At 55.4% G+C, this 18,239-nt stretch carries 13 protein-coding genes; 7 read left to right on the top strand and 6 right to left on the bottom strand.

Going from position 1 to position 18,239, the window contains the following annotated elements; translation table 11 throughout:
* Positions 1–20 precede the first annotated feature (20 nt).
* Positions 21–3,644 (top strand): urea carboxylase, encoded by a 3,624-nt coding sequence (uca, locus tag AYJ59_RS03335; protein WP_127119335.1) that lies wholly within the window; start codon positions 21–23, stop codon positions 3,642–3,644.
* Entirely contained in the window at positions 3,641–5,443 is a 1,803-nt protein-coding gene (atzF, locus tag AYJ59_RS03330) for an allophanate hydrolase (RefSeq protein ID WP_164730731.1), read from the top strand. The genes uca and atzF overlap by 4 nt, the downstream gene beginning before the upstream one ends.
* Before the next feature lie 9 nt (positions 5,444–5,452).
* Here atzF and AYJ59_RS03325 read toward each other — a convergent pair whose 3' ends face one another.
* Entirely contained in the window at positions 5,453–5,833 is a 381-nt protein-coding gene (locus tag AYJ59_RS03325; RefSeq protein ID WP_029938720.1) for a hypothetical protein, read from the bottom strand.
* A 75-nt stretch (positions 5,834–5,908) separates the two neighbouring features.
* Between AYJ59_RS03325 and AYJ59_RS03320 the strand changes: the two genes are divergently transcribed.
* The 5 genes from AYJ59_RS03320 (at position 5,909) to AYJ59_RS03300 (ending at position 12,949) form a co-directional block, all read left to right on the top strand.
* Entirely contained in the window at positions 5,909–6,754 is an 846-nt protein-coding gene (locus tag AYJ59_RS03320) for a sugar phosphate isomerase/epimerase family protein (protein ID WP_127119334.1), read from the top strand.
* Positions 6,755–7,018: 264 nt separating this feature from the next.
* Positions 7,019–9,199 (top strand): HAD-IIB family hydrolase, encoded by a 2,181-nt coding sequence (locus AYJ59_RS03315; RefSeq protein WP_127119333.1) that lies wholly within the window; start codon positions 7,019–7,021, stop codon positions 9,197–9,199.
* Positions 9,196–10,068 (top strand): HAD-IIB family hydrolase, encoded by an 873-nt coding sequence (locus AYJ59_RS03310; RefSeq protein ID WP_127119332.1) that lies wholly within the window; start codon positions 9,196–9,198, stop codon positions 10,066–10,068. Before AYJ59_RS03315 ends, AYJ59_RS03310 begins: the two co-directional genes overlap by 4 nt.
* Positions 10,065–10,949: a PfkB family carbohydrate kinase gene (locus AYJ59_RS03305; RefSeq protein ID WP_127119331.1), complete on the top strand. Its 885-nt coding sequence runs from the start codon at positions 10,065–10,067 to the stop codon at positions 10,947–10,949. The genes AYJ59_RS03310 and AYJ59_RS03305 overlap by 4 nt, the downstream gene beginning before the upstream one ends.
* Before the next feature lie 44 nt (positions 10,950–10,993).
* Entirely contained in the window at positions 10,994–12,949 is a 1,956-nt protein-coding gene (locus AYJ59_RS03300; RefSeq protein WP_029938725.1) for an amylosucrase, read from the top strand.
* Positions 12,950–13,000: 51 nt separating this feature from the next.
* Here the strand turns inward: AYJ59_RS03300 and eutC are convergent, their stop codons facing one another.
* From eutC to AYJ59_RS03275, 5 genes are read right to left on the bottom strand one after another with little or no spacing between them, the layout of a single operon-like run.
* Positions 13,001–13,777, bottom strand: coding sequence for an ethanolamine ammonia-lyase subunit EutC (gene eutC / locus AYJ59_RS03295; RefSeq protein WP_127119330.1), 777 nt, complete (start codon positions 13,775–13,777; stop codon positions 13,001–13,003).
* Positions 13,774–15,168: an ethanolamine ammonia-lyase subunit EutB gene (locus tag AYJ59_RS03290; protein WP_127119329.1), complete on the bottom strand. Its 1,395-nt coding sequence runs from the start codon at positions 15,166–15,168 to the stop codon at positions 13,774–13,776. Before AYJ59_RS03290 ends, eutC begins: the two co-directional genes overlap by 4 nt.
* Positions 15,169–15,182: 14 nt before the next feature.
* Positions 15,183–16,136 carry an acetamidase/formamidase family protein gene (locus AYJ59_RS03285; protein WP_127119328.1) on the bottom strand — a complete coding sequence of 318 codons (954 nt, stop codon included), beginning with the start codon at positions 16,134–16,136 and terminating at the stop codon, positions 15,183–15,185.
* Between the two features lie 25 nt (positions 16,137–16,161).
* Complete coding sequence (gene fabG, locus AYJ59_RS03280; RefSeq protein WP_029938729.1) at positions 16,162–16,935, bottom strand: 3-oxoacyl-ACP reductase FabG; 774 nt, start codon at positions 16,933–16,935, stop codon at positions 16,162–16,164.
* Between the two features lie 32 nt (positions 16,936–16,967).
* Complete coding sequence (locus AYJ59_RS03275) at positions 16,968–18,224, bottom strand: class-III pyridoxal-phosphate-dependent aminotransferase (RefSeq protein ID WP_029938730.1); 1,257 nt, start codon at positions 18,222–18,224, stop codon at positions 16,968–16,970.
* Positions 18,225–18,239 lie beyond the last annotated feature (15 nt).

Below are 18,239 nucleotides of genomic sequence, written 5' to 3'. Positions count from 1 at the left end.
CGCGCTGAAAAGGAAAACACATGTTTAAGAAAGTTCTCATCGCCAACCGTGGCGCCATCGCTACCCGGATTATCCGCACACTTCGCGCCATGGGCATCCAATCGGTGGTGCTGGCGTCCGACGCCGACCGTACATCGCTGCACGTGCTGGAAGCCGACGAAGTCATTTCCCTACCGGGCAATGTCGCCACCGAAACCTACTTGAACGTGCCGCTGATTCTGGAGCACGCTCAGGAATTGGGCGTCGAAGCAATCCATCCGGGCTACGGTTTTTTAAGTGAGAACGCCGGTTTCGCCGAAACCTGTGAAAGCATGGGCATCCGATTCATCGGCCCCACGCCCGAACACATCCGCGATTTCGGTTTAAAACACACCGCACGCGAACTGGCCATTAAAGCCGAAGTGCCCCTACTGCCCGGCTCCGATTTGCTCGAATCGCTCGAAGCGGCATTAGAAGAGGCCGAGCGCATCGGTTACCCGGTCATGCTGAAAAGCACGGCCGGCGGTGGTGGCATCGGCATGCAGCGTTGCGACGACGCCGACGCGCTTTCCGAAGCGTTTGAACAGGTTGCGCGTTTGAGCCAAAACGCCTTCGGCCAAAGCGGCATTTTTCTGGAGAAATTCGTCGTCAACGCCCGTCACATCGAAATCCAAATTTTCGGTGACGGTCTGGGCCAAGTCGTTTCCTTCGGCGAGCGTGACTGTTCCTTGCAGCGCCGTAACCAAAAGGTCGTTGAAGAAACCCCGGCCGTGGGCATTTCCCGCGAACAGGTCGCGGAAATGGAAGCCCACGCCGTGCGCCTCGGCGAGCTGGTCAGCTACCGCTCCGCCGGCACGGTGGAATACGTTTATGACGCCGACACCGAACAATACTATTTCCTCGAAGTGAACACGCGTTTGCAGGTCGAACACGGCATCACCGAAGCGGTGCGCGACGTCGACTTGGTGGAATGGATGATTCAAGTCGCCTTTGACCAAACTTTCCCAGGCCTGGTCAAACCGGCGCAAGGCCACGCCATTGAAGTCCGTGTTTACGCCGAAGACCCGTTCAAGAATTTCCAGCCAAGTTCCGGCCGTCTCACCGGCTGGAAAATGCCGAGTGACTGCCGAGTGGATACCTGGTGCAGCAGCGGTCAGGAAGTCAGCTCCTTCTACGACCCGATGCTGGCAAAAATCATCGTCAAAGGCCAAAACCGTGACGACGCCGTGGCCAAACTGCAAACCGCCATGAACGAAACCCGCATCGACGGTTTCGAAACCAATGCGACTTATTTGAAAACCCTCAGCCATGCCGAAGCGTTCATCAAAGCCGAAAACCTCTATACGCGCTTTTTGAACGGTTTTACCCATCAGCCCGATACGGTCGAGATCACCAACGCCGGCACCCACTCCATGCTCATTAGTTATCCGGGCCGAACCGGTTATTGGGACATCGGCGTGCCGCCGTCCGGGCCGATGGACGCCCTATCACACCGATTGGCCAACCGCTGTCTGGGCAATGCCGATGACGCTGCAACCATCGAAATGACCGTATCCGGCGTCAGCATGACCTTCGACCGCGATGCCGTCATCTGCATCACCGGGGCCGATGTGCAACCGACGCTGGATAAACAGCCAATTCCGCAGTGGCAAGCCGTGGAAGTGAAAGCCGGTCAACAACTGAAATCCAAAGTCATCAAATCCTTGGGACAGCGGGCGTATCTCGCCATCCAAGGCGGCTTCAGCGTACCGGATTACATGGGCAGTAAAACCACCTTCTCGCTGGGCGGCTTCGGCGGCCATGCCGGACGGTTGCTGCGCGCCGGCGACGTCCTGCACATTCCGGCGGACACCGCCGGCATCAGCGCCACCCAGCCGATTCCGGCCGAACTGATTCCCAACCTGGAAAACGAGGTGGAAATCGCGGTGATTTATGGTCCGCAAGGCTCACCGGATTTCTTCACCGAAGGCGACATCAACACCTTCTTCTCCACCGCTTGGGAAGTCCACTACAACTCCAGCCGAACCGGCATCCGCCTGATCGGTCCGAAACCGACCTGGGCGCGAACGGACGGTGGCGAAGCCGGTCTGCATCCATCCAACATTCACGACAACGCTTACGCCATCGGTGCCATCGACTTCACCGGCGACATGCCGGTCATCCTGGCGCAGGACGGCCCGAGCTTGGGCGGGTTTGTCTGCCCCGCCACCATCATCGAAGCCGAGCAATGGAAAATGGGGCAATTACGTCCCGGCGACACCGTGCGCTTCAAGCCGGTGTCCATCGACACCGCCGAAGCCGCACTCAAAGCGCAGGACGCCGCCATCAACGCCTTGGAGGCCACGACCGTTTCCGACCTGACCTATCTGTCGGAACCGACCGAACAACCCTGCTTGGCGAAAGAACTGCCCGCCGGCGAACACGAATTCGGCGTCAAATACCGTCGTTCCGGCGACAGCCATGTGCTCATCGAATACGGCGCCATGGAACTGGACTTGGCGTTGCGCTTCCGCATTCAGGTGCTGACCGACAAATTGAAAGAACTCAAAAACGACCAGGCCTGGGCGTTTTTGAAGGATTTAACGCCGGGTATCCGTTCCTTGCAGGTGCACTACAACCCGCGCCAAATTGCCCAAAACGATCTGATTCAAAAGCTGGTCGATCTGGAAGCGGAGATTTCATCCGCCAAAGACCTCACGGTGAAAAGCCGCATCGTCAAATTACCGTTGTCATGGGATGATCCGAGCACCCGCCTGGCCATCGAAAAATACATGAATTCGGTGCGCCCGGATGCGCCTTGGTGCCCGAGCAATATCGAGTTCATCCGCCGCATTAACGGGTTGGATTCGATTGAAGACGTCAAACGCATCGTTTTCGAAGCCAAGTATCTGGTCATGGGGTTGGGCGACGTTTACCTTGGTGCGCCGGTCTCCACGCCATTAGACCCGCGCCATCGCTTGGTCACCACCAAATACAACCCGGCCAGAACCTGGACGCCGGAAAATGCCGTGGGCATCGGCGGCGCTTATATGTGTGTTTACGGCATGGAAGGCCCAGGCGGTTATCAGTTTGTGGGGCGCACTATCCAAATGTGGAACGCCTATCGCAACACCCAATATTTCCCACAGGGCAAACCTTGGTTGCTGGATTTCTTCGACCAGATTCAGTTCTATCCGGTCAGTGAAGACGAGTTGAAACAGGCACGCCACGACTTCCCGTTGGGCCGTTTCGACATAGACATTGAAGAAACCACCTTGTCTCTGGCCGATTATCAGGCGTTCCTGGCCGAAGAAGCCGACAGCATCGCCGAATTCCAGACCAAGCAAAAAGCCGCTTTCGAAGCCGAACGCCAACGTTGGGAAGCCAACGGCCAAGCCAACTACGAAGACACGTCATCCCAAGAGGAAATTCAAAACGAACCGATGGCCGAAATCCCGGAAGGCTTTGAAGCCGCCCTGTCGCCGATTACCGGCAGCGTCTGGAAAATTCAGGTCAAACCGGGCGATGCGGTGGCCGAAGGCGATGTCATCGCCATTCTGGAAACCATGAAAATCGAAATTCCGATTGAAGCGGAATACGACGGCACCGTCACCGAAATTCTCATCAACGAGGGGGATTTGATTCAAAATGGCCAGGCCTTATTGGTCATGGAGGTATCGGAATGATCGATTGTCGCATCGCGTCGTTACGCCAGGCCTATGGCGAAGGCCAACTCACGCCGCGTCAAGTGGTCGAGAGCTTGCATCAACAGGCGAGCCATTACACGGATTACAACCTTTTCATCCATGTGTTGACGGATGAAGAACTGGCGCCTTACCTGAACCGATTGGAGCAATCGGAACCCAACAGCCTGCCGCTGTGGGGCATTCCGTTTATGATCAAAGACAACATCGATTTGGCGGGCATTCCCACCACGGCGGCCTGTGAAGAATTCGCCTACGTGCCGGAGCACTCCGCCACGGTGGTGCAACTGTTGATTGACGCCGGTGCCATTCCGCTTGCCAAAACCAATATGGACCAATTTGCCACCGGCTTGGTCGGCACCCGTTCGCCTTACGGCGTGTGCCACAATGCGTTTGATTTCAACATGATTTCCGGCGGGTCCAGCTCCGGTTCGGCCGCCTCGCTGGCGTTGAATTTATGCAGTTTTTCGCTGGGCACAGACACCGCCGGTTCCGGTCGAGTGCCCGCCGCGTTCAACAACCTGATTGGCCTAAAACCGTCCAAAGGCCTTTTGAGTACGTCCGGCGTGGTGCCTGCGGTTCGCTCGCAGGATGTGGTGAGCATTTTTGCCTTGAATGCCCAGGACGCTTACGAAGTGTTTGACGTCGCCGCTCAGCCGGATGACACCGACGAATTCAGCCGAGACGAAATGGCCCTGACACCCCCAGCCTGGGCAGCCAAACCCGTCATCGGCATTCCCGACGCCGCTGGTTTGATCTTTTATGACGACCACGAGGCGCAAGCCAATTTTGAGGCCACGGTCACACAACTGAAAAGCCAAGGCTTTGAAATCAAGGAAATCGATTTCACCTTGTGGCTGGAAACCGCCAAACTCTTATACGGTGGCGCTTGGGTGGCGGAGCGCTACGCCGCCATCGAAACGTTTTTCGAAGCCCATGAAACCCAACTCGACCCGACGGTGGGCGGCATTATCGCCGGTGCGCGCAACTTAAGTGCCGCCGATGCCTACAAAGGCAGCTATGCCCTGCAGCAGGCGCAACGCGATACCCGCGCCGTGTGGCAGGACATCGATTGTTTCATGACGCCGACCACGCCGACCATTTTCAGCACCGAGCAAATCGAACAAGACCCGGTGGGGCTGAATTCGGTGCTCGGCACCTACACCAATTTCATGAATTTATTGGATTACGCCGCCGTCGCCATGCCTAGCGGCTTGCGAAACGATGGCTTACCGACCGGTGTAACCTTTTTCGCCCCCGCCGGCAGTGATCGCGCCCTGTTGAAACTAACCGACGCATTACACAACCAGTTCAACAAAACGGCGGGCGCCAAAGCACTGCCGATTCCGGCTCCAAAAGCCGAATTGTTCGACACGCCACACACCATTTCATTGGCGGTGGTCGGCGCCCATTTGGTCGGATTTCCATTGAACGGACAATTAATCGAACGCGGTGCAACCTTGTTGCAAACCACCCAAACCGCACCGAAATACCGTTTTTACCAACTGGCCGGCGGCCCGATTCTGAAGCCAGGCCTGGTGAAAACCGGTACTGACGGCGCCAGTATCGAAGTGGAAGTCTGGTCCATGCCCAAGCAACATCTTGGCACCTTTTTGGCGTTGATTCCTTCCCCGCTGGGGCTGGGCAAAGTGAAGTTGATTGACGGTTCACAAGTGGTCGGCTTTATCTGCGAACCTTACGGCATTGAAGGCGCCACCGACATCACCCATACCGGCGGTTGGCGCAACTGGATGAAAGAACGCGAAGCGAAGGGTTTGTAACCCTCGCGCTCAGCTCGGCTGAACGGCCAAAAAACAACGACTGGAATAATCGAGGAACACTTCGATTTTTTCGAGTGCCATCGGCGTCAAGGTGATGAGCCGGATACGGCGATCCGCCTCGCAAGGTGTTTCCGCCAGAAACCCCTGCTCAATGGCTTTCTGAACGTATTTCACCGCCGTTCGGCGACTGATGTTCGGCATGAGATCATACAGCTCGGTCTTGGTTTTCGGCGCTTCGTGACGGTGAATCCACAGCTGGCTCAAAAGATCGCAGTAGTTCAAATCGCGCATATCGGTATCGGCAAAGGTTTCCGCCCAGAAGATATCGATATTGAAGATGGCTTCCGCCGCCCTGATGCGATGTTGTTCCGTCTTGTCGTGTGTGGTCATTCCACGTCCTTTCGTCTATCGGGCAACGGCCGAAACTGATTGATTGCTTGAAACATCCAAACCGGAGACAGTTCCATGAAACTGACATTATTCAAAACCCTTTGGGGCCATGACGGCACCTATCAAGAAGCGGCCGACATGGCGTTGGCCGCCGATTTCAACGGTCTGGAAGCCCCCGCACCGGATAATCATAACCAGCTGGCGCAATTGGGGCAAGTGCTCGCCGACAACCGGCTGGATTACATTGCCGAAATTTGCACCGCCGGCAGCTACGTGCCGGACCGCCGAGCGACGCCGGACGAACACCTGGCGTCCTTGGAAAAAAAGTTACAGCTCAGCCGCGAATTATCACCACAGTTTTGCAACGTGATCGGCGGCTGCGATGCCTGGCCGCTCGACACCCAAATCGATTTTTTCCAGCGCGCACAGGCATTGGCCGAAAAACACGATCTGCTCTGCAGTTTTGAAACCCATCGAAGCCGCTCCTTTTTCACCCCCTGGGTCACACGCGACGTGTTACGCGCCTTACCGGAGCTGAAAATCACCTGCGACTTCAGCCATTGGGCGGTGGTCTGCGAACGACTCATGGACAGCGAATGGGACGTCATTGAGGAAATCGCACCCAACGCCCACCACATCCACGGTCGCGTCGGTTACGACCAAGGCCCACAGGTTCCGCACCCGGCCGCGCCGGAATACGCTGACGCGCTGGCGTCTCACGAACGCGCATGGGAAACCCTATGGCAAGCCCAACAAGCCCAAGGTTACGAAATCAGCACCCTCACCCCCGAGTTCGGTCCGGATGGGTATTTGCACACCTTACCGTTCACCGATATGCCGGTCGGCGATCTCTGGGAAATCAACCAATGGATGGGCCAACGTCAAACGACGCATTTTGCGGACTGGTCCCGAACCGCTTAACACCAATGCCCGAAACATCCAGGCCTGGTCAAATAACGGATTGGGCTTGTTTTCTGCGCCGGGTTTTGTACAATCATTCTAAAGCTCTTTTAAAGTTTCGTTCATAACAGCATTCGGAAACACTTGATTTTCCGACACTTTCAACTCTTCTTTTGCGTCAAACAAATGCCGAAAACGGCAACGCATTTAACCGTTTCATTGAATTGCCATAACATCAAACTGCGCCCCTAACGGGCTTCTTTAACGTAACGTACCGAAAACATTATGAACCCAACCACAGGTGGTCTTTACATCGCCTTAATCAGTGTCCACGGACTGATCCGTGGCAACAATCTGGAACTCGGCCGCGACGCGGATACCGGGGGGCAAACGCTTTATGTATTAGAACTGGCGCAAGCCCTCGCCGAAAAACCCGGCGTGGCGCGCGTCGAACTCTTCACCCGCTTGGTTCGGGACGAACACGTCTCACCCGAATACGCCGAACCGTTTGAAAAACTGTCCGATACCTTACAAATTGTTCGCATCGAAGCCGGGCCGGACGAATACATCCACAAAGAACAACTTTGGGATCACCTCGACACCTTCGCCGACAATATGGCGGACTATTTCCGTCAACAAGAGCGCACCCCGGACATCGTCCACAGCCATTATGCCGATGCCGGTTACGTCGGTTCCCATCTGGCGCACCAGCTCTCGATTCCGCTGATCCACACCGGCCATTCATTGGGTCGGGTCAAACGTGCCCGCTTGATTGCCGGCGGCCTGAGCGCGGAAGAAATCGAACAACGTTACAATATGGCGCGACGCATTGACGCCGAAGAACACACGCTGGCCTCGGCGGAACGCGTGATTACCAGTACCTATCAGGAAATCGAAGAGCAATACGAGCTCTACGACTTCTATCAACCCGAACAAATGCGCGTGCTGCCGCCCGGCACCAACCTCAAACATTTCATGCCGCCGATGGGCAACGAACTCAACAGCGACCTTTATCAGATGCTGGTCAAGCATCTCAAGGAACCGGACAAACCGATTATCCTAGCGCTCTCTCGACCTGACCATCGCAAAAATATCGCTTCATTGATTGAAGCCTACGGCCAATCGAAAGACTTACAAGACCGCGCGAATCTCGTCATCATCGCCGGGAATCGCGACGACGTCGAAGACCTGGAGCCCGGTGCACAACAAGTGTTCCACGAACTCTGGGCCGCCATCGACCGCCATGACCTTTACGGCAAAGTCGCTTTGCCCAAACACCATTGCCGAAACGACGTACCGATGATTTACCGTATTGCCGCCGCCTCCGGCGGCGTCTTCGTCAACCCGGCACTGACCGAACCCTTCGGCCTCACCTTGATAGAAGCGGCCGCGTCGGGCCTACCGATTGTCGCCACCGAAGACGGTGGTCCGCGCGACATCATCGGCAACTGCCACAACGGTCTGCTCATCGACCCGCTGGAACCGAAAACCATTACCGATGCCCTGCTTACGATTCTCAAGTCACCGAAAACACAACAGGAATTCATTCACAAAGGCCTGGTCGGCGTTCTGGAACATTATGCCTGGCAAGCCCACGCCGATCGTTATCTCGATTTGATTTGCCCAATTGTCAAGGAATCCGAGCGTCTGGAACGCCGCCATATTTCGCGTCGTGCTGGCCTGTACCGCGACCGGGCCTTTGTCAGTAGCCTTGACCAAAACCTTATGGGTAATCCAGATGCCTTGAAAGTCTTACTGGCGGAAATGAAAGCGCATAAAAAGTCCACGCTGTTCATTGTCGCCACCGGCCGCCGCCTCGATTCGGCCTTACGCCTGATGAAACAGCACAATATTCCCGAACCGGACATTCTCATTTCCAGTAGCGGCACGGAAATCAGCTACGCACCGAAGCTGACCACCGACACCGCTTGGGAAGAGCACATCGATTACCACTGGGTGCCGCACAAAGTGCGCTCTTTGCTGGATAATTACCCCGGATTGGAGCGCCAACCGAAATCGGAACAGAACCGTTTCAAAATCAGTTACTACATCGACCCGGAAATCGCCGATTTGGAAGAAATCAAACGCTATCTCCATCAGGAAGAACAATCCGTCAACGTACAACTCTCATTCGGCCAATACCTCGACATCCTGCCGATTCGGGCCTCGAAGGGCATGGCCTTACGTTACGTGGCCGACCGCTGGGAAATTCCGCTGGAACGCATTCTGGTGGCAGGCGGTTCCGGCGCGGATGAGGACATGATGCGCGGTAACGCCCTTGCGGCGGTGGTGGCGAACCGGCACGATGAAGAACTGTCGCAATTGATTGACATCGACCGCATCTATTTCGCCAAAAAACCGTATGAAGAAGGCATTCTCGAAGCACTTGAATACTATGACTTTTTCGACAGCTGCCGTCCGCCGGAGACAGAGCACACATACGAAAAAGTGGTGGAGGACGCATGACCGCATCACAAAACGCTTCGACCTTATTGCTCTGCACCGACATGGACCGCACCGTCATTCCCAATGGCGCGCAACCGGAGCATCCGCACGCACGCGCGGCCTTCAAAGCCTTTTGCCAACAGCCGGAAATCACCTTGGTGTACGTTACCGGGCGGCATCTCGCACTGATGGAAGAAGCCATTCATGCTTATGACTTGCCACAACCCGATTACGCCATCACCGATGTCGGCACCAAAATTCGTCACCGTGAAAACGGCCACTGGCAAGCCGTCGAGGAATGGGAAACCGAAATCGGCCAGGCCTGGGGGAATTGCCGACACGATGACATCGCCCAACCCTTAATGCAATTGGACGGTCTGACACTGCAGGAAAGCGAAAAACAAAACACTCACAAAGTCAGTTTTTACGCCGATTTGTCCGCGGCCAGCGAATCCGACTACCTCGCTCGGGCCGAGGCCGCCCTCGCACCGTTAAACATTCGGGCCAGCTTGATTTGGAGCATCGACGAAGCCGCCGATGTGGGTTTGTTGGACGTTTTACCGCAAAACGCCACCAAACTGCACGCCATCGAATTTCTGCAACAGCAATTGGACTTCGCATTAGCGGACGTGATTTTCGCCGGTGACAGCGGCAACGACCTACCGGTACTCACCAGCCACATACAATCGGTGCTGGTGGCCAACGCCTCGGAAGACATCAAACACCAAGCCTGGCAAGCATGTGTGCAACGCCATACCGAATCGGCGTTCTATCAAGCCCAAAACCTTCAAGACCACAACGGCAACTATGCCGCCGGCGTGTTGCAAGGCGTCGGCTATTACGCGCCCCGTTTTCAACCCACTCTGAACGAACAGGTCCTGCCTTTATGAATGCGAATCCTTCATCCATCACCGTTTTCGGCGAAGTCTTATTCGACTGCTTTCCCAATGGCAAACAGGTATTGGGCGGTGCGCCCTTCAATGTCGCCTGGCATTTACAGGCATTGGGCGACGACCCGACATTCATCTCCCGAATCGGCGACGACACCCTCGGCAAAACCATTTTAAAAAACGCCCAGGCCTGGGGCTTGCGAACCGACAACATTCAAATTGACCAAGCCCACCCCACCGGACGTGTCGACATCACCGTCCACGACGATGAACCCCATTACGACATCACGCCGGGCAGCGCCTACGATTTCATTTCCGCGCAATCGGTTCAACTGACCAAACGCAGCGGCCTGCTCTACCACGGCTCTCTGGCGCTGAGAAGCCCTTATGCCCAACAGCAATTCAAAACCTTGCGCGAATCCGGCGACTGGTCGGTGTTTTTGGACGTCAACCTCCGTGCGCCCTGGTGGGATCAAGCCAGCCTGTTCGACTGGATTCAGTCCGCGCGCTGGGTCAAACTCAATGTCGACGAACTGCGTGAACTCGGCTTTCAGGAACCTGTGTTGGAAGTGGCAATGCGTAATTTCCAAACCCAGTTCGAACTGGAGCAGGTCATTGTCACCCGCGGTTCGGAAGGCGCCTCCGTCCTCACCCCCGAAGGTTTCTTCAGCCAGACACCGGGCGAGATTCCCGAATTTGTCGATACCGTCGGCGCCGGAGACGCCTTTACGGCGGTTTTCATTCATGGTCTAATAGAATCCTGGCCTATTCAAGACACCTTGATCGCAGCACAGGCGTTTGCGAGTCAAGTCATCGGTTTACGCGGCGCGACGCCCGACAACCGGGCCTTTTATAAAACGATTCTCGAAATGCACGCCTGAGTCTTCGCGACGACAGGCCCTCAAACTCTCGCACCGGGGAAGCTATGTACGAGCAAATCTCACATTCGCTGCTGAACGATATCCTCAATAAAATTAAACCGGATATCTACGAAGAAGACCTGCGGCATTTCTACACCCGACTGGGCGCAAACTTCTACGCCATTCATTCCTTATTCGAACGCTTGTACGGCCACCGGCCAGACTTCAACGACCAGGCGCTGCGTCTGGTGGAAACCATGGCACGCCAATACATCAAGCGTCCCGATTGTCTGAAAGACCTCGATATCGAACGTGAAAAGGACTACAACTGGTTCCTCAGCCAAAAATGGGTCGGCATGGCCATGTACGCGCACGGTTTCGCCGGCGACCTCAACGGCATGCAAACCCACCTGCCGTATTTTCAGGAGCTCGGCGTGAACATGGTGCACATCATGCCGATCATGCGATGCCCGGAAGGCGAAAGCGACGGCGGCTATGCGGTCAGCGATTTCCGTGAAATCGACGAGCGCGCCGGCACATTGGACGACCTCACCACCCTGTCCGGTGAAATGCGCGACCGCGACATGCTGCTGGCGTTGGACGTGGTCTTGAACCACACCTCGGACGAACACGAATGGGCCCAGAAAGCCCGTGCCGGTGACGCCAAATATCAGGACTACTACTACACCTTCGAATCGCGCAATATCCCGGATATGTTCGAGCAAAGCATGCCGGAGGTCTTTCCGGAAACCTCGCCCGGCAATTTCACTTGGGACGAGGAAATGCAACGCTGGGTGATGACGGTTTTCAACGACTATCAGTGGGATTTGAATTACAGTAACCCGGCCGTGTTCATCGAGATGCTCGATGTCATTCTGTTCTGGGCCAACCAGGGCGCGGACATTCTGCGCCTGGATGCGGTGGCTTTCCTTTGGAAGAAAATCGGCAGCACCTGCCAAAACGAACACGAAGCCCATTTGATTCTGCAACTGTTGAAAGATTGCTGCCAAGTCACGGCACCGGGTGTGTTGTTCATTGCCGAAGCCATCGTCGCGCCGGTGGAAGTCACCAAATACTTCGGTGAAGACGCCGTCATCGCCAAAGAGTGCGAAATCGCCTACAACGCTACCTTTATGGCCTTGATGTGGGATGCCGTCGCCACCAAAAACGCCAAGCTGCTCAATCAAGGCATCAAGAGCCTGCCGGTCAAGCTGGAAAGAGCCACCTGGCTGAATTACGTGCGCTGCCACGATGACATCGGCCTCGGGTTTGACGACAAAGACATCATCCGCGCCGGATACGAACCGCATTCGCACCGCCGTTTCCTCATCGACTATCTGATCGGGAAATTCGACAACTCCCACGCCCGAGGCTTACCGTTTGCCGCCAATGCCAAAACCGGCGACGCGCGTATTTCCGGTTCACTCGCCTCCTTGGTCGGGTTGCAATACGCGCTGGAAACCGGCGATATCGAAGCCCTAGACGACGCCATCAAACTGATTATTCTGATGCACAGCATGATTTTCTCGTTCGGCGGCATGCCGCTGCTGTATTATGGCGATGAAATCGGCACTCTCAACGACGACTCCTATTTGTCCGACCCGAATAAAATGGATGATAACCGTTGGGTGCATCGTCCCTCCATCAACTGGGAAAAGGCCGAACGACGCAATACACCGGGTGCGGTCGAATACGAAATTTTCAGCGCCATCAAAAAATTGATTGCCGTGCGTAAAGACATCCACGTCTTTGCCGATTTCAACAACCGTGAATTGATTGACGTCGCAAATCCGAATCTGTTCGTCATCAACCGCTTCGACCCGCATAAATACACGGACCGGGTTCTGGTGGTGGCCAATTTCAATGGCAAACCGCAAAACCTGAATATGGAGGAAGTCGCGGGCTGGGGCACCTATTCGGAAGGTCAATTGATTGATCTGGTGACACGCCACAAACCGGAAATCTTTAACAACACCCTGGTCATTCCCGGTTTCAGTTTCTATTGGTTATACGAGATGTAATCAAACGGCCAGGCCTGGCCGTTTTGAGTGAATCGTTTTTCGCGCGGGTGTTTATTCAATCAACGGCGTTTCTTCGAAATCGTCTTTCAAACCGACGCCGGACAACCGCTTTTGCAAAGCACCTTCCATCAACCGCACCAGCAAATCCGCCGCCTGCTCGTAACTTTGCCCGCCCGGTCGGATATTGGAAATGCAGTTGCGCTCGGCATCGGAACGGCCGACACGCGGCTCGTAAGTCATGTAAATGCCCATACTGTTGGCCGCACTCAAACCGGGGCGTTCGCCAATCAGAATCACCGCCAACTTCGCACCGTACTGCTCTCCCACTTCATCCGCCAAGGCCACACGCGCCTGAGTGGCGAGATGCACCGGCGTCAGTCGCCAGCCTTTGGCCCGACACAACGGCAACAAAACCGATAAAAAGGGCACGGCATTCTGTTGAATCGCCTTGGACGACAAGCCATCCCCGATCACAATGCAGACATCGGCTTCCGTACTTTCTTCTGCCTGTGTTTGCTCCTGCAACAAAGTACGAGACTCCAACCCCAGCTTACGTCCCAAATCCGGGCGCTGTAAATAAGTCATGCGGTCCACGGCGGCGGATTGAATCGTCAGGGTCGACACGCCCAACGCCTCGATTGGCTCTGCCAAGGCTTCGGGTTGAAACGGCAAATGCACCGCATCGCGCGCACGGGCGTGGTCCAAATCGAACGTCAGCACCTCTTTCGACGCCAGACTGGAACCCGCTCGCTTCAAACCGATGCGCGCCTCGGTGATGTGTTTGAGTTTCGCCAAGTCCTGTAAAACCTGCGGCTGAGACGCCTTCATACTTCGCCCCCAAACGTTTGATTCGTCAATAACGGCGTCGGCTGATTTTCGGGTAACAGGTGCCCGGCCGCATCTTGAATACCCATATCTCGTAGCCAGCGCTCGAACTCCGGTGCCGGTTTTTTGCCCAACACCTGCCGCAAGTAATTGGCATCGTGGAAGGACGTGGTCTGATAATTGAGCATGATATCGTCGGCGCCGGGAATGCCCATAATGAAATTGACCCCGGCCGTGCCAAGCAACGTCAGCAGGTTATCCATATCGTTCTGGTCAGCTTCGGCGTGATTGGTGTAACAAATATCGCACCCCATCGGCACGCCCAGCAGCTTGCCGCAGAAATGGTCTTCCAGCCCGGCGCGGATAATCTGCTTACCGTCGAACAGATATTCCGGGCCGATAAAACCGACCACCGTATTCACCAACAACGGTCGGAACTTGCGCGCCACGGCGTAGGCTCGCGTTTCCAACGTTTGCTGATCGACGCCATGAAAAAATCCGGACGACAGGGCGCTGCCCTGACCGGTTTCGAAATACATCACATTATCGCCAACCGTGCCCCGTTTCAGCGACAAGGCCGCCTCATGCGCTTCGGCCAGCACCGCCAAATCAATGCCGAAGGTTTTATTGGCGCCTTCGGTTCCGGCAATCGACTGAAACACCAAATCCACCGGCTCGTTCCGTTCCATCATCACCATGCTGTTGGTGACGTGCGTCAATACGCAAGACTGCATCGGAATGTCGTAACGTTGCCGCACTTCATCCAGCAACCGAATCAAAGCCGAGGCCGCCTGAACGTTGTCGGTGGCCGGATTGATGCCGATGACCGCATCGCCCGAACCGTTCAGCAAGCCGTCCAAGGTCGAGGCAATGATGCCTTGCGTGCTGTCGGTCGGATGATTGGGTTGCAGACGTGTCGACAGCCCGCCTTTCAAGCCGATGGTATTCCGGAAACGCGTGACCACCTCTTTTTTGCTGGCCACCAGAATCAAATCCTGGTTGCGCATCAGCTTCGAGACCGCCGCCACCATTTCCGGAGTCAACCCGGCTTCCACCGTCGCCAAGGCCGCGGCATCGGTATCATAATCCAACAACCAGTCCCGGAAGTCGCCCACCGTCAAATGGGCAATCGGTTCAAACGCGGTTTCGTCCCAATCGTCCATAATCAAGCGCGTCACCTCATCCGATTCGTAAGGCACCACGGCTTCATTCACAAACGTTTTCAACGGCAGTTCCGCCAACGCGAAACGGGCCGCCATCCGTTCCTCTTCGGTTTTGGCCGCCACTTGCGCCAACACATCGCCGGAACGCATGGGGGTGGCTTTCGCCATCAAATCCTTCAAGTCGTCAAAGCGATAGACCAGTTGCCCTAAAGTGTAGTGATACTGAGCCATAAATTGCGAAAAACCTATGAGAAAACCGATTTCGGAAAATAAAACGAGACGATCCAGTTGGGGGCATCGACGATTTCACTGATTCTCAGATCGCCGCACACACTGCACAACATATAAGCATCCATCGCCGCCAACTGATGCTGTTTTTGCAACTCGTCGATCATGTAACGCACCGCATCGCGGGCGGCGGTCATCAAGTCATGATTGACGCCGGTGGTGACGTGATACCCTTCGGCATCCAAATGGCGCGTGACCGGCCCCGGTGTGGCAAATTTCGGCGCGGGCAGATTCTGCGCTTTTTCCAACTCCAGCTTCACCGATACCGTCATCGGACTTTCAATCGCGGTGCCACACACCTCACCGTCGCCTTGCGCGGCGTGGGTATCGCCGATGGAGAACAAGGCGCCTTCAACACCGACCGGCAACCAAAGCTCGCTGCCTTTGGCAAGGTCACGAATATCCATGTTTCCGCCCCAACGCCGCGGCGGTACGATGCTGTGAAACCCTTTTTCCGGCGGCGCCACGCCAATGGTGCCGGCAAAGGGTTTCAAGGGCACTTTCGCAAATTCATTGAATAACGCCGGCGACAAGCTGTCCGGATCATACTGCCAAAGATGCAAGGCCGCGTCTTCGAACTCGTCCGCCAATAGCCCGAATCCCGGAATATTGGCGGTCCAGCCCCAGCCGGACGGCTCGTAATCCAGCAACGTGACCTTCAAGGCATCGCCGGGTTCGGCCCCTTCCACCCAAACCGGTCCGGTGACTGGGTTGATTCGATCGAAATCGAAATTAATGACATCGTCCACGCCGGAATCCAACGATAACTGACCGCCCGACGCATCGTGCACCTCTATGTCGAGACAATCGCCGGACACCACCGTCAATTCCGGACGATTATCACAATCCCATCCGCAATGGCTTTGCTGTTTGCCCAGCGCATGAATCGTATGTTGGCCGCATTGACACATAATGTTATCCCAATCCGTTTAGCGGTTAACCGACCGCTTCCAGAGATTCCGGCAACACTTGTCCGCCGTCGACGACGATGGTTTGCCCGGTGACGTAACCCGCTTCTTCCGACGCGAAATACAACATGGCATTGGCGATGTCCTCAACCGACCCCAAACGTTTCAGCGGAATCGAGGAAGCCATTTGCGTCAGGTAATCGTCGCCCATGTCTTCCAGACCCTCGGTCAAAATATTGCCCGGCATGACGGCATTCACAGTGATACCGTATTTCGCCAATTCGATGGCGGCGGTGCGAATAAAACCGAGCTGCCCGGCTTTGGAGGCACCATAATGGCTCCAGCCGGGGAATCCGGTAATCGGCCCGGTAATCGACGACGTAATCACCACCCGTCCGGCCCCGGATTTTTTCAATTCCGGCAAACAGGTTTGCACACTGAACAATGTCCCTTTCAGGTTGGTGTTCATCACCGTATCCCAATCCTCTTCGGTCATTTCTTCCAAACTGGCGGACGGGAAAATCCCGGCATTGGCACACAGAATATCCAAACCGCCGTAGGCTTCAACCGCGGTTTGCACCGCGGATTGCAATGAAGCCTTGTCGGCCACATCGGCGGCCACGCCCATGGCTTCGTAACCGGCGGCCTTTAATTCATCGGCCACGGCTTGAGCGGCGTCTAAATGCCGCGCTACGATGACGGTATTGGCGCCTTGCTTGGCGAACACTTTGGCAATGCCACGCCCGATGCCCTTACTGGCACCGGTGATTAAAACGGTTTTTCCTTGAATGGATGTCAACATATAACCTCCTTTTAAACGACTTCAATAACGGCTTAGGTCTTCGGTAACGATTTCACCACTGCGTCAATGGAACATTCCAGAATGTCCATGACCTCTTTCGATAACTCCAACGACATCAACAAACCGGCTTTGAACTGCAACACTCTCGGGTCCAGCGCAGAATAAATCGCCCAAACGCCCTGTTTATAAAGTTCCTGCATCACCAGTTCAGCCCCTCTCGGGTAATCGAATTCCAGCCCCATCACCAGGCCGTTCTTACGAACACCGACGAAGAAATCCGGGTACTTGGCCTGCAAATCGGCCAGCGCCTGATCAAAATAATCGCTGATACGTTGAATGTTTTCCAATGTTTCCGGGCGCTGCGCCACTTCCAAGGTTTTGATGGCGGCCGCGCAACCGATTTCCGAGCCACCGAAAGTGGACATATGCGCCCAACCGTCTTCGGTCAACCATTGGCCGGACTGCTCGGTCACCAACACCGCGGCAATCGGATAAATCCCGCCGGACAAGCCTTTACCGGTGACCAGTAAATCCGGTTCCACACCATAGCCGGTGCAACACCACATCTGGCCGGTTCGCATCAGGCCGGTCTGTACTTCATCCGCCACATACAAGGCCTGGTATTTTTCACACAGGGTCTTCACCGCTTGTAAATAGCCGGGTGCCGGCATCGGGAAACCGTAAGTCGCCGGAATGCTTTCGATGATGACACAAGCCACATCCCGCCCGGACAACGCTTCTTCCATTGCGTCCAAATCATTAAACGGCACCTGAACGAACTGGTCGGCTTCGGGTTCGGTTAAGAAAATCTCATTGAAACGCGGCGCGCCGGTTTTCACCGACAGACCGGTATGACCGTGGTAACAGTTCTGCAACGACACGATTTTCTTCTTGCCGGTGGCATGGCGTGCCGATTTCAAAGCGATGTCGATCGCCTCACCTCCGCCGCTGGCAAAGATGGCGTATTGCATATTGTCCGGTGCCGTCGCCAGCAGTTTTTCCGCCAGTTCGGTACGCATCAAAGACGGAAAATGGTGGTTACCGATGTCGAAATGCGCCATGGCGTCGGTCACCGCCTGAATCACTTCCGGGTTGCGATGCCCGAGGTTATAGACCCCGCCGTTCAAATGCATATTGATCAGACGGTGCCCGTCCATATCCCAAAAGCAATAGCCTTCGCGTCGGTCGATGACAATATCGACGCCGGTATCGATCCAATCCTGGGTTTTCCCCGGGTTCCAAACCTTTTTGGTTCTCTCTAAAAAGGCCTGTTTTTGTTCACTTGCCATTAGTCAAATCCTTAC

Source organism: Thiomicrospira sp. S5 (assembly GCF_003991075.1).
Lineage (GTDB): Bacteria > Pseudomonadota > Gammaproteobacteria > Thiomicrospirales > Thiomicrospiraceae > Hydrogenovibrio > Hydrogenovibrio thermophilus.
This window is presented reverse-complemented; position numbering and strand designations above follow the sequence as displayed.

Coding starts and splice junctions, on each gene's coding strand:
- uca (WP_127119335.1), top strand. CDS start 21: ATGTTTAAGAAAGTTCTCATCGCCAACCGTGGCGCCATCGCTACCCGG.
- atzF (WP_164730731.1), top strand. CDS start 3,641: ATGATCGATTGTCGCATCGCGTCGTTACGCCAGGCCTATGGCGAAGGC.
- AYJ59_RS03325 (WP_029938720.1), bottom strand. CDS start 5,833: ATGACCACACACGACAAGACGGAACAACATCGCATCAGGGCGGCGGAA.
- AYJ59_RS03320 (WP_127119334.1), top strand. CDS start 5,909: ATGAAACTGACATTATTCAAAACCCTTTGGGGCCATGACGGCACCTAT.
- AYJ59_RS03315 (WP_127119333.1), top strand. CDS start 7,019: ATGAACCCAACCACAGGTGGTCTTTACATCGCCTTAATCAGTGTCCAC.
- AYJ59_RS03310 (WP_127119332.1), top strand. CDS start 9,196: ATGACCGCATCACAAAACGCTTCGACCTTATTGCTCTGCACCGACATG.
- AYJ59_RS03305 (WP_127119331.1), top strand. CDS start 10,065: ATGAATGCGAATCCTTCATCCATCACCGTTTTCGGCGAAGTCTTATTC.
- AYJ59_RS03300 (WP_029938725.1), top strand. CDS start 10,994: ATGTACGAGCAAATCTCACATTCGCTGCTGAACGATATCCTCAATAAA.
- eutC (WP_127119330.1), bottom strand. CDS start 13,777: ATGAAGGCGTCTCAGCCGCAGGTTTTACAGGACTTGGCGAAACTCAAA.
- AYJ59_RS03290 (WP_127119329.1), bottom strand. CDS start 15,168: ATGGCTCAGTATCACTACACTTTAGGGCAACTGGTCTATCGCTTTGAC.
- AYJ59_RS03285 (WP_127119328.1), bottom strand. CDS start 16,136: ATGTGTCAATGCGGCCAACATACGATTCATGCGCTGGGCAAACAGCAA.
- fabG (WP_029938729.1), bottom strand. CDS start 16,935: ATGTTGACATCCATTCAAGGAAAAACCGTTTTAATCACCGGTGCCAGT.
- AYJ59_RS03275 (WP_029938730.1), bottom strand. CDS start 18,224: ATGGCAAGTGAACAAAAACAGGCCTTTTTAGAGAGAACCAAAAAGGTT.